At 69.9% G+C, this 13,386-nt stretch carries 14 protein-coding genes; 6 read left to right on the forward strand and 8 right to left on the reverse strand.

Annotated features, from left to right (window positions below; translation table 11 throughout):
* Positions 1-12: 12 nt before the first annotated feature.
* The gene (locus LMH63_RS12330) at positions 13-1,071 is read right to left on the reverse strand and encodes a L,D-transpeptidase family protein (protein WP_229332583.1); all 1,059 of its coding nucleotides are present in this window, start codon (positions 1,069-1,071) and stop codon (positions 13-15) included.
* Between the two features lie 171 nt (positions 1,072-1,242).
* Between LMH63_RS12330 and LMH63_RS12335 the strand changes: the two genes are divergently transcribed.
* Complete coding sequence (locus tag LMH63_RS12335; RefSeq protein ID WP_109680009.1) at positions 1,243-1,539, forward strand: DUF1244 domain-containing protein; 297 nt, start codon at positions 1,243-1,245, stop codon at positions 1,537-1,539.
* Between the two features lie 176 nt (positions 1,540-1,715).
* Here the strand turns inward: LMH63_RS12335 and LMH63_RS12340 are convergent, their stop codons facing one another.
* Positions 1,716-2,564 carry a class II glutamine amidotransferase gene (locus LMH63_RS12340; protein ID WP_109680008.1) on the reverse strand — a complete coding sequence of 283 codons (849 nt, stop codon included), beginning with the start codon at positions 2,562-2,564 and terminating at the stop codon, positions 1,716-1,718.
* Between the two features lie 7 nt (positions 2,565-2,571).
* Entirely contained in the window at positions 2,572-3,180 is a 609-nt protein-coding gene (locus LMH63_RS12345; protein ID WP_109680007.1) for a CoA pyrophosphatase, read from the reverse strand.
* A gap of 190 nt (positions 3,181-3,370) precedes the next feature.
* On the opposite strand from LMH63_RS12345, the gene LMH63_RS12350 reads away from it, so the two are divergent.
* Positions 3,371-3,982, forward strand: a complete 612-nt coding sequence (locus tag LMH63_RS12350; protein WP_146205281.1) for a hypothetical protein — start codon at positions 3,371-3,373, stop codon at positions 3,980-3,982.
* A 319-nt stretch (positions 3,983-4,301) separates the two neighbouring features.
* Here the strand turns inward: LMH63_RS12350 and LMH63_RS12355 are convergent, their stop codons facing one another.
* Both LMH63_RS12355 and LMH63_RS12360 read right to left on the reverse strand, forming a co-directional pair.
* Positions 4,302-5,216, reverse strand: coding sequence for a chemotaxis protein (locus LMH63_RS12355; protein ID WP_109680005.1), 915 nt, complete (start codon positions 5,214-5,216; stop codon positions 4,302-4,304).
* A gap of 110 nt (positions 5,217-5,326) precedes the next feature.
* A complete protein-coding gene (locus LMH63_RS12360; protein ID WP_146205280.1) occupies positions 5,327-6,043 on the reverse strand; it encodes a DUF5602 domain-containing protein in 717 nt (238 codons plus the stop codon).
* Positions 6,044-6,471: 428 nt separating this feature from the next.
* Here LMH63_RS12360 and LMH63_RS12365 point away from each other — a divergent pair, with 428 nt between their 5' ends.
* Positions 6,472-7,656 carry a hypothetical protein gene (locus LMH63_RS12365; RefSeq protein WP_146205279.1) on the forward strand — a complete coding sequence of 395 codons (1,185 nt, stop codon included), beginning with the start codon at positions 6,472-6,474 and terminating at the stop codon, positions 7,654-7,656.
* A complete protein-coding gene (locus LMH63_RS12370) occupies positions 7,649-8,995 on the forward strand; it encodes an oligosaccharide flippase family protein (RefSeq protein WP_109680002.1) in 1,347 nt (448 codons plus the stop codon). Before LMH63_RS12365 ends, LMH63_RS12370 begins: the two co-directional genes overlap by 8 nt.
* 80 nt (positions 8,996-9,075) lie before the next feature.
* Here LMH63_RS12370 and LMH63_RS12375 read toward each other — a convergent pair whose 3' ends face one another.
* A complete protein-coding gene (locus LMH63_RS12375) occupies positions 9,076-10,203 on the reverse strand; it encodes a glycosyltransferase (protein WP_158280469.1) in 1,128 nt (375 codons plus the stop codon).
* A 65-nt stretch (positions 10,204-10,268) separates the two neighbouring features.
* On the opposite strand from LMH63_RS12375, the gene LMH63_RS12380 reads away from it, so the two are divergent.
* Positions 10,269-11,183, forward strand: coding sequence for a sulfotransferase family protein (locus LMH63_RS12380; protein WP_229332584.1), 915 nt, complete (start codon positions 10,269-10,271; stop codon positions 11,181-11,183).
* A gap of 13 nt (positions 11,184-11,196) precedes the next feature.
* On the opposite strand, the gene LMH63_RS12385 is transcribed toward LMH63_RS12380, so the two are convergent.
* Entirely contained in the window at positions 11,197-11,910 is a 714-nt protein-coding gene (locus LMH63_RS12385) for a sulfotransferase family 2 domain-containing protein (protein WP_158280468.1), read from the reverse strand.
* 150 nt (positions 11,911-12,060) lie between these two features.
* Positions 12,061-13,029, reverse strand: a complete 969-nt coding sequence (locus LMH63_RS12390) for an HNH endonuclease (RefSeq protein ID WP_199225748.1) — start codon at positions 13,027-13,029, stop codon at positions 12,061-12,063.
* Between LMH63_RS12390 and LMH63_RS12395 the strand changes: the two genes are divergently transcribed.
* Positions 13,028-13,204 carry a hypothetical protein gene (locus LMH63_RS12395; protein WP_158280467.1) on the forward strand — a complete coding sequence of 59 codons (177 nt, stop codon included), beginning with the start codon at positions 13,028-13,030 and terminating at the stop codon, positions 13,202-13,204. The genes LMH63_RS12390 and LMH63_RS12395 overlap by 2 nt on opposite strands.
* Positions 13,205-13,386: the final 182 nt, after the last annotated feature.

Genomic DNA, 13,386 nt, shown 5'->3' on the forward strand with positions numbered 1-13,386 from the left:
CTCCGTGTTTCGTTATTCGAGGGGGTCGCCACTCCCGGCGAGGACCGGCGAGGTGGCGGCGAAGGACGAAGAGGCCTCCCGGGATACCGCCACTGGCATTCCCGAGGCTGCACGCACCGCCTGCCCCAGGCGCTCGTGGTCCACCCGGGCCGATCCGCGCAGGACCACGCCGGCCAGGGCCTCCACCGCGGTCTGCAGGGCCGGCGGCTGCACCGGGGCCGTCAGCTCCTCGGCCTCCGGCGGCAGGATGGGGTGCGTCTCGACGAACAGCGTGCCGGCGACCCAGCCGGCCTTCACCGGCTGGTTGACGATGCGCACGGCGGTGTTCACGGGCAGGCGCTCGAACAGGGACTCCACGTCTTCCGGGAACATGCGCACGCAGCCGTGGGTGACGCGCATGCCGATGCCGAGCGGGTTGTTGGTTCCGTGGATGAGGTAGGCGCCACCGGGGATGTCCAGCCGCATCTTGTGGCGGCCGAGTGGGTTCTGCGGCCCGGGCGGCACCGCCTTCGGCAGCTCCCGGCCCTCGGCACGGGCCTCCTCGCGGATGGATTCCGGCGGATACCAGTAGGGATTCTCCTCCTTGGCGACGATCCGCGTCTCGCCAAGCGGGGTGGTCCAGTCCATGCGGCCCACGCTGATGGGGTAGGTCTCCACCGTGCGCCGGCCGTCCTCGTCCGCCGGCGGGTAATAGTAGAGGCGCATCTCCGCCAGGTTGATCACCAGGCCCTCCCGGGGTGCGTCCGGTAGCACGAAGCGGGTGGGGATCACGATCTCCGTGCCCTCGCCCGGCAGCCAGACGTCCACGTCGGGGTTGGCGCGGCGCATCTCCTCGTAGCCGATACCGTAGCTGCGGCCGAGGTCGAGCAGCGTATCGGAGCGGTCCGCCTCGATGATGCGGATCTCTCCGATCACGTCCGTATCCGCCGGCGGCAGCGGATACGTGAGCGCCGCCGCCGCGCCGGCCACCCAAGCCCCCAGCAACAGCACACCGGCGCTGACGTAGCGCAGCACACTGGCTCGCCCGTCACGAGCCACCCCGCATTGCTCACCGACGCGGGCCATGTTCATCCCGATAAGCTCCCCTGCCGCCTGCCTGTGCGGCCTCTGCCCTTGCCAGGGCTGCCGGCCCCGAGGGGCTGTTTGCGCAGCCTGTGTGGACCGGTATTGTACGGCACACGCTGCACCACACCACCCGCCCGCAGCGCGGCCGGGGCCGGTTCCAGCACGGAGGTGACCCCTATGGACGAGCAGACCCGCACCGAGCTCGAGGCCGCTGCATTCCGGCGCCTGGTCGAGCACCTGCGCGAGCGCACGGACGTGCAGAACATCGACCTCATGAACCTTGCCGGATTCTGTCGCAACTGTCTCTCCCGCTGGTACGCGGAGGCCGCCGAAGCCAGGGGCATTCCCATGGACAAGGAGGCCGCCCGGGAGATTGTCTACGGCATGCCCTACAGCGAGTGGAAGGCGCGCTACCAGGACGAGGCCAGCGCGGACGCCCAGGCCCGCTTCGCGGAGCGCCCGCCCGAGCGTTAGCCCGCATATCTCACCGATTCGCGCAGCGAGGGCGTGGAGATGGCGGGCAGAACAAGGCGCGGGAGAGCCCGGGCGCGCAGGCGTACTCGACAGTACGTCGAGCACCCGGGCCGAGCGCAACGCCGGACTGCCCGCCAGATCCGCGCCCGCAGCCGTGAATCGGTGAGATATGCGGGCTAACCCACGCGGGCCTCCTGCTCGGCCTCGACCGCCGGCCGCGTGCTGGCCGGCGCCAGCTCCCGGATCCCCTGCCCCGAGACCGCGCGCGCCACGCCGTCGTCGAACACCACCAGCGAGCCACGCGCGATGGGCGTCCACGCCTCATCGGCCGTGAGCGGGCGCGTGGCGATCACGGTCACCACGTCCCGCGGTGTGGTGACCTCGGAGAAGTCGACGCGCAGCTCGGCATCCAGCAGGCTCGCCTCGCCGAACGGCGCGCATCTCGTCAGCCAGTGCAGGTGCGTGCTGCAGAAGGCGTAGAGCACCCGCCCGTCGCTCATGAGGACATTGCAGCTGCCGTAGTCGTGCAGCATTCGGGTCAGTCGCGCCACCTCCCGCCAAAGGGTTTCCCGCCGCCGCGGGGGTCGCGGGAAGCGCTCGCGCAGCTGGTCCAGCAGCCAGCAGAAGGCGTGCTCGCTGTCGGTGGTGCCCACCGGCCGGTAATGGCGCAGTGGCAGGCGCTTCACGCCGCGCAGCTTGCCGTTGTGGGCGAAGGTCCAGGGTCGGCCCCAGAGCTCGCGCTGAAAGGGATGGGTGTTTTCCAGGGCGACGCGGCCGTGGGTGGCCTTGCGGATGTGGCAGATAACGATGCCGCTCTTGATCGAGTAGCGCTGCAGCAGCCGGGCGATCTCGGAGTCCGCGCTTGGCACCGGGTCATGGAATACCCGGCAGCCGCGGTCCTCGTAGAAGGCGATCCCCCAGCCGTCCCGATGCGGTCCGGTGCGCCCGCCGCGCTGCATCAGCCCGGTGAAGCTGAAGCAGATATCCGTGGGCGTGTTGGCGCTCATGCCGAGCAGCTCGCACATGGGCGCCCTACTCCCCGTCGCCGGCGGGCGGCCACTCCGCCCCGTGCAGCTGCCGCCCCAGCTCCAGCAGCATGCCGGCAGTGGCCCCCCAGATGAAGTATTCCCCGTAGGGCATTGCCCAGAGGCGATATTTGCGGCCCCGCCGGTGGACCACGTGCCGCCGGTGGTTGCGCGTATCGAGGACGAAGTCCAGCGGTACCTCGAAGATCTCCGCCACCTCTCCGGGCTCGGGACGCAGCGGCGCGGTCGGGTCCACCAGCCCCACCACCGGCTCGACCACGAACCCGGTGCCCGTGCAATAGGTCGGCAGCCGGCCAAGGAGCTCCACGGACTCCGGCCCGAGGCCGATCTCCTCCTCTGCCTCGCGCAGGGCAGCGGCGACCGGATCCCGGTCATGCGGCTCGATGCGCCCGCCCGGGAAGCTGATCTGCCCCGCGTGCTCGCGCAGGTGCTCACTGCGCCGGGTCAGGATGAGGTGCAGCCCGCGCGAGCGCTCTACCAGCGGCACGAGCACCGCCGCCGGGCACAGCCCCTCCCCGGCCGTACCGGCGACCGGCTCGATCGGCTGGGCCAGGAACCGTTGGCGAAACCAGTGACTGTCGACGTGGGCGCTCATCGGCCTCCACATGCCGCGTGTTCGGCACAGTATATCGAGAGTCCACGATAAGGGTCGGCCCCCTGCGGCACTGAGACCTGCCCGTGGTTTTGCCGCCGGAATCGTTTCGCGCCCCAAAAGGGACCAGATGTCACCCTCGGCCGATGTGAGGCACTACGCAAGCGCCACCGTGTACGGCATAATTCCGGCCATGAGTCCATTCTCCCGAAAAGCGCTGCTGCTGCCGCCTCTGGCGGCAGGCCTCCTCGTCGCGACAGCGCCCGCCCTGGCGCAGGGGAACGGCTCCTGGAACTCCGCGGTGCGGCCCGGGATGGAGCTCACCACGCACCTCTCCGAGCAGCTCGACATCCGCTTCGGCATCAACCGCTTCAGCGATGGCACGGGACCGCTCGCCGATGCAGGTGACGACTTCGCCTCCCTCGAGGACGACTTCGCCGCCTCCGCCCTGCTCGACTGGGAGTTCGCGCCCGGTGGCCTGCGCGTCACCGGCGGTGCCCTGTACGGGGATCTCGGCTGGGGCCACGGCACCCTCGACGGCTGGAGCCGCAGCCAGGACGACCTCGACCGCGACGGCCTCGAGGACGTGCGCACCTATATCGGCCTCGGCTGGGACGCGGACTTCGGCAACCAGAATCGGCTCGGGCTGCAGCTCGATCTGGGAGTCGCCTTCGAGGGCGTCCCGGTGGAGGAAGGCAGCGACGGCGAGCTACTCCGGGCGCAGGAAGATGCCCGACTCGGCCAGCGCTTCGAGAGTTTCCGCTACGTGCCGATGTTCTCGGCCGGCGTGGAATACCGCTTCTAGTCACCGATCCGCGCGCGCAGCCGCGGATCGATAAGATCCGAGGCCTAGGGAAGCGCTGATCAATTCCCGCGGGCCTCTGCGCTCCAGAGCGACGGCCTGGCAAGGCGGCGTTCGCAGTGAATGGCCGTAGCCCTTTACAAGAACGCCAACGCAGTCCAGGCCGCCGCTCTGGAGCGCCCTTCGGGGCCGCAGGTCGCGCGCGCAGCCGGCGTTGCGCTGCTTGACTGTACCCCGGTACAGCGCTGCGCAGCGCGCCTTGTCTGCACACGCGACCTGCGGCCAGAGGCCCGCGGGAATTGATCAGCGCTTCCCTAGCCGTTCAGGCCGCTGCCGCGATCAGCTCGCGGACGTGACGGGCCAGCTCACTGGCGTCGAACTTCGCGATGAAGGCGTCGGCGCCAACCTTCTCGATCATGTTCTGATTGAACTGCCCCGAGAGCGAGGTGTGCAGCAGCACCCGCAGACGATTCAGGCGCTCGTCGCCGCGAATTGCCATGGTCAGCGTGTAGCCGTCCATGCGCGGCATCTCGATGTCGGAGATCACCACCGCCGTGCGACCCAGGCGCTCGTCGCTGGCATCCGCCCACTGGCCGAGCATCTCCAGAGCCTCCTGGCCATTGCGCGCCAGGGTCACCGTCCAGCCTTCCGGCTCCAGGGTCTGGCGCAGCTGGTTGCGCGCCACCAGAGAGTCGTCCACCACCAGCAGATGATCGTAGGGGCCCTCGGCGCGGCTGCGCGCATCCGCCGCCACGTCGGTCGCCGGCGGCGTGATCTCGGCGAGCACCTTCTCCACATCCAGGATCTGCACCAGCGCGTCGTCCACCTGGGTCACTGCGGTCAGATAGGCGCGGTTGGCCACCCGCTCCGGCGGCGGCAGCACGTCCTGCCAGTTGATGTTCACGATGCGGTCCACCGCCTCCACCAGGAAGCCCTGGGTAGTACGGTTGTACTCGGTGACGATCACCGACGCGGCGCGCTCCGGCGGCAGCGGCCGGCCGGTAGTGGCAAGGGAGAGGTCCACCATCGGGATGGTCTGGCCGCGGACGTGGGCAATGCCGCGCACAGCGCCATGGGCATGGGGCATGTGCGTGATGCGCGGCGCCGGAATCACCTCGCGCACCTTGAACACGTTGATCCCGAACCGCTGCCGCCCACCCATCATGAACAGCAGCATCTCGAAGCGATTCTGGCCCGCGAGATGCGTGCGCTGGTCAACCGTGCTCATGGTCGTCATGACTGCCCCGCCCTCCACTAGTTCTGCCCCTTCGGGGTTATCGGCGACCGGGGCGAGGCCTTGAGGCGGGCGGCGACGCACCGCCGCCGCCCGGAGCCGCCGTCAGTCCACTACCGGGCGGCGGTCACCCCAGGCTGCTGGCGCAGCCCGGCGAGGCTGATGCGGTACTCGTCGCGCGCCGGCTCGTAGCCGATCCGGTAGCGCGTCGGGTAGTACCCGGCCTCGGTGAAGGCCGCGGGCTGGGGCACCGGCAGGGTGACGTCGCCCCGCTCGCGCAGGAAGTCCAGGCTCACCATCGGCTCCAGGAAGACCTGACGGCCGCCGTAATAGCCATAGATGAACGCGTGCCGGAACGGCTCGCCGCGGAACTCCGGACCGGAGGGGTCAAGGCCGTGCAGCCCCATCCGCTCCACGGCGCCATCCGGAGGAATCACGAAGCCCGCCGGCACCAGCTCGGGCGCCGGCGCGGCGTGGGCATGGGCGCGGTGCGCCTCGGCAAACGTCAGCCCGTCACGCTCGGCCTCGTCGACCAGATAGAAGTGCACATCGAAGTGGGCCACCGAGTAGATGCCATCGGGCATGTGCCCCTGGGGCATCCAGTCCAGGCCCACATGCGTGTACCCCGTCTGCGGCCCCGAGTCGGGCATCGGCAGCACATACTCGTGGAGCCGCTGGTGATCGTGGCCGGTGGGCAGCCCCTCGAGGCTGTCCCCGCTCAACACCACCGATACGGACGTGGGCTGCCCCGCGGCGTCCGCCGCCACCACCACCCGCCCCGTACCGTTGCCGATCGCCACCGGCGCTCCGGCATGGATCGTCTGCGCCACGGCATCTCCGGCCGGTAGGCTCAAGAGCAGACTGCCGGCCAGAACGGCGGCCGCCACGCCACCGCGAAGGGAAAAGGATTCGGCCCCCATTACACGCTCCTTCGCTGCACGCATGCAGCAAGGCCTGCAACTCTGGACGACGCGCACGCGCGCAGGCGAGACGCGGGCGGGCCGACCGCGCCCGGCACGTTGAGAAGGCGAAAGGGGGTGGCCTGGGGAGCCGCCGAAACCGGCGCGCCTTGCGCACAGCCCCGCACTCGACGGCGACGTCGCGGGCCGCAGCGCGGAAGAGATTACGCCTTTTCCGGCGGCTGGCAAGTGACCCCGGTGTCGGCGAGGGCAGGCGTGAGGCCGTTCGCGCACCGGGCGCGGTTCTTGACTCTCCGTCCGCACGGGGCCACGGTCGGAAGTGCATGTCGATTCGACGCTTGCGATCCCTCCCGGGTCCGCCGGGACGTACCGGCTCCCCGCGCAAGGCCCTGCCGGCAATGGCGCTGCTGGCGCTGCTGCTCTGTGCGCCGCCAGTGGCCGGCGACAGCCGCCTGGAGACGCAGGCGTTCGGCAATCTGCACGACTCAAGACTGGACCGCCACTTCCCGCTGCTCTCCGAGCTCATGGTCGGCGGGCATGTGCTGCCCGGCCTGCACCGGAATTTCGTGCCCCAGGGGGTGGACTACCTGGCGGGGCACGAGGGCGAGGCGGTGCTGTCCGGCTACTTCTGCAAGCGGTTCACGGCCAGGTACCGTGGACCGTTCCGCCGTTGCGTCCTGAAGCGTTCCGCGCTGTATCTGTTCGACCTCGAATCCGGCCGGGCGCAACGCCTGGCCCTGCTCGAGGAGCCGGACGGCACGCCGATGCGCCGCCACGCCGGTGGCGTCGCGGAACTGTACGAGCGGTTGTGGCTGCCGGATAACTTCGTCGTGTTCCGCTTCAGCCTCGAGGCGTTGCGCACCGCCGACGAGCCGGTCATAACCCTGCGCCCGGAGAACGAGCGAGCGATCGGGGTGGATGCCAGCGGCGACTTCATCACCGCGCACGAAGGCACCCTGTGGATAGGCAACTTCCAGCGCGGCCGCCGGGGCAATCCCCTGCCCGCCCACTACCAGGCGCCGGACGCGGAGACGCGCGGCTGGACGGCGGGCTACCGCATCGACCAGGACACCCTGCGCCCCGTGAGCCAGGCGCGCTATCGCGTCAATTTCGCCGGCGTGGCGTTCGAGGTGTACCGACCCGATGCCGCCCTGCACCATCGCAACAAGGTCCAGGGCATGACCTTCCTGGACGACACGCGGGTCGTGCTGAGCACGTCCTTCGGTCCGCGCCGCGGCGCCCTGGCCTTCCATCGGCTTGCCGCCGCGCCGATCGGCGATAGTGCCGAGGGCGCGGCGGTGACCCTGCCGGATGGCTCCACCCTGCCTGTCCAGTCACTCACCCGGGCGACACGCGCTTCCGTCATCTCGACACCGCCGGGCGCCGAAGGGGTGAGCTGGGACGGGCAACGGCTGGCGGTGCCCTTCGAGGGTGGCGCCATGCCCTATCGCCAGCGGTGGCGGTGGCGCGAGGACCGCCTGCTGCTGCTGACACCGCCACCAGACCCCAGGGTCGATGGCTGAGTCCCCGCTGGCGACGATCCGTGGCGGCATCCAGTCGCAGATCGTACGCGGCAGCATCGGCAGCCTGACGATCAAGCTCACCAGTGCCGGCCTGGTACTGGCCCTCACGATACTGCTGGCCCGGACCCTGGGGCCCGCGGGCTACGGCCTGTACGCCTATGTCTATGCGCTGGTCTGGCTCATGGTGGTGCCGGCGGAGCTCGGGCTGCCCATGCTGGTGGTGCGCGAGACCGCCAGGGCGCGCGCCCACCACCGCTGGGATCTGATGCGGGGCGTCTGGCGCTGGGCGGCCGTGATGGCGATCGGTCTCGCGGTCGGCGTCACGCTGGTGGCGGGCAGTGCCGCCTGGACCCTGGCCGCGCGCTTCAGCGCCGAGCAGCTCGCCACCTTCGCGTGGGGGGTGTTGCTGGCGCCGCTCATGGTGCTGGGCAATCTCGCCGGCGCCGCGCTGCGCGGACTGCGGCACGTCCTGCAGGGGCAGCTGCCCGACCTGGTGATTCGCTACAGCCTGGCCCTCGCGCTCTGCGCCGTCGGTGCGCTGGTCGCCGGTGATGCCTTCACGCCGGACGTCGCCATGGCGCTGCATGCGGCCGCCGCTGCCGTCGCGCTGCTCGCCGGCCTGCACATGCTGGCCCGGGCGCGCCCGGAAGAGCTGTCGGGGGCACAGCCGGCGTACCGGCGACGCGAGTGGCTGACCAGCACGATCCCGCTGGCGCTCGTCGCCGGCACCTATCTGATACACCAGCAGACCGACATCGTGATTCTCGGGCTGCTCGTCGATGACGCCGACGTCGGGATCTACCGCGTCGCGGTCCAGACCTCGGGCTTCGTCGCCTTCGGCCTGCACGCGGTGAACATGATCGCCGCGCCTCAGTTCGCGCGCCTCCATGCGCTGGGTGACCGGGAGCGCCTGCAGGCGGTGGTGACGACGACCGCCCGCGTCATCCTGGCGCTGACCGCCCTGGTGGTGGCGTGCCTGGTGCTGTTCGGCAGGCCGGTGATCGGCTTTGCCTTCGGCAGCGACTACGCTGCCGCCTACCTCGCCATCGTGATCCTTGCCATCGGCCAGGTCTGCAACGCGGCCTTCGGCTCGGTGGTGTTCCTGCTCAACATGTCCGGCTGCGAGCGCGTGACGCTGCGGGTGCTGGCCTGCGCCGTGGTCCTGAACATCGGCCTGAACCTGCTGCTGATTCCGCTGTTCGGGCTCGAGGGCGCCGCGCTGGCAACCGCGACCACGCTCGCCCTGTGGAACTTCCTGCTGTGGCGGGCCGTGCGCCGGCACCTCGGCATCGACAGCACCGCCCTCGGCATTCGTGTGCCGGCGCCGGCCTCCCCCTAGGCAACTTCCTTCTCGCTCTGAGGCCCGCGCTTCTCATCGATCCGCCGCCGCAGCCGGGAGACGTTCTACGGCGCAGACTCCTAGACCCTGTCGGGCGCGCGGTCACGGACAGACGCCATCCCCCGCGCCGTGCCGGCGACCCTCCGGTAGAGCGCGCCGTGGGCGGCCCCCATGGTCTGCAGGGAAAAGGCCTCCACGGCCGCTTCGTGGGCGCGCCGGCCCTGCTCGCGCCGCACCGATGGATCGGCGTACGCGAGCAGCGCCCGCCGGAGCGCCTCCGTGTTCTCGGGCGGCACGACCTCGCCGCAGCCGCGGCCGGCCACCAGTGAGGCAAGACCGACGTTCTCGCTGACGATCACGGGCACGCCGGCGGCCATGGCCTCGGCAGCCGCAAAGCCGAAGTTCTCCGAGCGCGAAGGCAGCGCAAAGACGTCCGCTCTGCGCCAGAGCCTGGCCCGCACGCCAGCGCCGACGTGGCCGAGAAACCGCACCTGCTGCCGCAGCCCCAGGCCTCGCACCAGCAGCCAGAGCGCCAGGCGATAGCTGCGCGATCCGGTGCCGGCGACGATGAGCTCGGCGTCCAGCCCCTCGGCCCGTGCCTCGCCCAGAGCCCGGATAAGCCGGTGCAGTCCCTTGTGCGGATGCAGGCGACCGAGATAGAGCACGTGTATCGGGCCGGGTGCCTCACCCGCGCGAGTGACGGCCCCCGATTCGGGCACCGGCGGCACCTCAAGCCCGGGCATGACCTCCACGATGTGGGCCTGCGGCGCATACCGCCGCACGATTTCCCGCTCCGGCGGCGCGGTCACCAGCACGGCCTCGGCCCGACGGAGAGCGCGGCGCCCGAACCAAGCCAGGCAGATCCGCTTGGACAGGCGGCGCTCACGCAGGGCGTCGGGGTGCAGATGGCCATGCACGGAGACAACATGCGGGCGCCCAAGGGAGCGTGCCGCCAGCAGACTCAGCAGGACGTGCCAGCCAAAGACGCCATGGACATGCAGCAGGTCGGCCGTCTCGAGCTGCCGGCGTACCCGCCGCAGGAACCGCAGTGGCCTCAGCAGCGCCAGGACGCGCCAGTTGGCATTGCGTGGGAAAACGCCTTCCCAGCACAGCTCGATGTCGTCATCCGTCATGCCCCGGCGCAGGCTCTGGAGGTAGGTGACAAAGCCGCCGGCCGCGGGATCCGTGGTGCGTACGGCGTGCACCACCGAGCAGCGGCTGCGCCCTTGCTCACGCCTTGCAGATCGACTGCACACGCCCCAACAATGCCTCAGTGCCGACGGGAGGTCCATCGGAGGCGGCCATCAGGAAACCGGACTTCTTCATCCTCGGAGCCCCCAAGTGCGCCACCAGTTCTCTCGCGCAGTGGCTCTCCGAGCATCCGAGCGTCTACTTCAGCCCGCGCAAGGAGCCGCACTTCTTCAATCGCGACGGCATACCGGGCACTGCCACGCTGGCCGACTACGAGTCACTGTTCGCGGACGCCGACGAACGTCACCGGGCGGTTGGCGAAGGCTCGACGCACTACCTGTATTCCCGCGTGGCGGTGGACAACATCCTCGACTACCAGCCGGACGCCCGGTTCATCGTCTGTCTGCGCAACCCCATGGAAATGGCACCGGCGTTGCACGACGAGTGCCTGCGCCAGGGCTGGGAAACGGTGCGCGGCTTCGAGCGGGCCTGGCGGCTGCAGGAGCGGCGGCGCGCCGGGCGGCGCGTGCCTTTCACCGCGCGCGGCGATCCCGAGCGGCTCCTGTACGGGCCTTACTGTCGGCTGGGCGAGCAGCTGGAGCGCCTCTACGGCCGTGTCGAGCGCGAACGCGTGCTACCGATCCTGGTCGACGACCTGCGCGAAGACCCGGGCCGCGAATACCGGCGCGTGCTGGCGTTCCTCGGCGCGGGCGACGACGGTCGGGACGCGTTCCCGGCGGTCAACACCGCACCGCAGACCCGTTCCGTGGCGCTGTCGCTGCTGATCCGCGGGACTTCCCTGCTGCGCGACCGGCTGTGGCTGCCGAAGGACTGGGGGCTCGCCGCCGCCATGCGGCGCCTCAATACCCGACCGGCGCGCAGGGCACCACTCGATACGGCCATGCGCGACGAGCTGCGGGACTACTTTGCCGATGACGTCGAGCGGCTCGGCACGCTACTCGACCGGGACCTGTCCGGCTGGCTCGCACGGTCCTGATGGCACCGTCACCTCACCGGTATCCGAAGGTCTCGACATCCGGCCGGTAGAGCGCCGCCACCGCCTGCCATGTCTCGTCATCGTAGTAGTCCTCGAAGCGGGCATGCCGGCTGAGCGGCCGGCCGCGGAAATTCCCAAACGCGGGGCTGCAGGGATCGAGGGCCCTCAGGATGTGCCTGGCCCCGGCCAGCAGTTGCCGGCGGGTACCGTCCGAGCGATTGACGAACGGCAGGCGGGCGCAGGGCAGCTCGAGCCGCCGGCAGATCTCCCGGAAATCACTCTCCAGGCGCTCGAAGCGTCCCACGAAATCGACCATCAGCCGCCCGTTGTCGTAGAGGTACTCCGTTTGCGGGCGGACGAACCAGTACATGCCCTGCCACAGGTCCCGCGGCAGCACCTCGAGGGCGAACCGCTTGAACTCGCACCGCGCGGGCTCGCCGATGTACTTGTAGAAGGACACCGTGCGGTCCCACGGATTTCTCACGAACGAGAAGCTGAAATAGTCGGCGAACCGGGACTCGGAGAGGTGCCCGCAGCGAACGTAATCCGCCGCGCACAGATGCGCGAGCCGAGGCGGGCCCAGGCTGGGGTCGGCGTTGTACCGGAGCAGCAGCTCACCACGCTGCTTCCAGTTCAGCCCCAGCAGATCGAGGAAGACGCGCTCGATACTCTGCCCGGCCGTCTTCGGAACATGCACGAACACGCAGCGATGCGGGTGAGAGATCATCCGCCTGGCTCTCCGATGGGGTTCAGCCGCAGCACGGGATGGCCGACCGGTGGCCCGATCAAGACGAGGGCCCGCACGGCGGCGCGCCAGCGCGCTCATGCAACGAGCGCGTCGGGACAGTGTCTCGGCACAGCGCCAGCGGCACAACACTCACGGCTTGAACACATGCTCGCGGTGCCAGCGCACGAACATCGGGTGCGGCCTGAGCTCCGGGCGCTCGGGCAGCACCAGGCTGCGCTCGCCCGCCAGCAGCCGCTCCAGGCCATCCGGCATCCCCTGCCCTGAAAGCCGCACGCAGTGGTCATCGTCGATGGTGATGAGCCCGCGGTCGAAGAGCCAGTGCACTGTGCTGGTAAGCGCGAGGCCGTTGCGCACGGAATCCGGCCCCTCTTTCGCCACGGGGCGGATGTGCGCCGCCTGCACCTCGGGGCGCCCTCCCCCGTTGGTGAGCCGCAGCCCCGTGATGGCACAGCGGTTGTCGTAGGCCTCCCGGACATGGCGCCGGAAGGCCACGTCGCGGAAAGGCCGGCGGACGAGCTGCTCGTGGATCGGGTGGCGATGATACTCGGCGGGCGCCTCGCCGATCTGCTCCGCTTCCCAGCGCCGGAGCGCCTCGGCAAAGCCTGCCTGCACGATCAGCCGGAACTCCTCCTCCGGGAGCAGCCGTACGGACCTGCCGAACGCACCCTTGCTGGTCCCGCCATCAGGCCGGCGCAGGACGGACTCGTAGTAGCGCTCGCCCTCGCGGAAGGGCACGGCCCGGTCGAACTCGAGGTAGTCGCGAACGAAGGCATAGAAATGGTTGGAGCGCTCCGAATCCGGCTCCACACCCGTAATCCGGGCGACGGCGAAGTATGCCTGCCGCCCCGCGCTGCTCGCCGGGCCTTCGGTGCGCCGCGGCTCGTAGTAGACGACCCAGTCGCCGATCGCCCGCCGCACGGCACCGAGATAAGTCCGCGGGAAGTGATACCGAAACTCCGGCAGGTCGTCGTAGACCGAGCCTGCCGCGGTCGTGAACACCGCCTTCGCCACGCCCGCCCCCACCTTCACGCAATCAGGCCACCAGGCTACCAGGCGGGCGCGGGCAACGGGGTAGCCCCCCGCGAGGCCTCGCACCATGGCCACCGATCCACTCGTCCATATCCACAAGACGGTCGTCATGCAGCGCCCGCTGGACGGCGTCCTGCACGGCCATCACTTCCGCACCTGCGGGCGCATGTTGCTCGACACGGCCGAGCACTTCAGTGCGAAGCCCTTGACGTCCTATCGCGTGTACGCCACCGAGGCGCAATAGCGGTACCCGAAACAGCGTAGGCTGGCGAACACGCCTTTACATCCTCGCGCAGAAGCAGGACACCGAGGCGGCAATCGCCGCGAGGTACGAGCGCCCGCTTGACCGCGAAGCTAGCCGTCATCATCACTGACCAGCTGCAGGGATTCCTGCTCGGGCGTCCTCAGCAGGCGGATGTAATTGTG

Origin of the sequence: Spiribacter halobius, from assembly GCF_020883455.1 — a bacterium.
Lineage (GTDB): Bacteria > Pseudomonadota > Gammaproteobacteria > Nitrococcales > Nitrococcaceae > Sediminicurvatus > Sediminicurvatus halobius.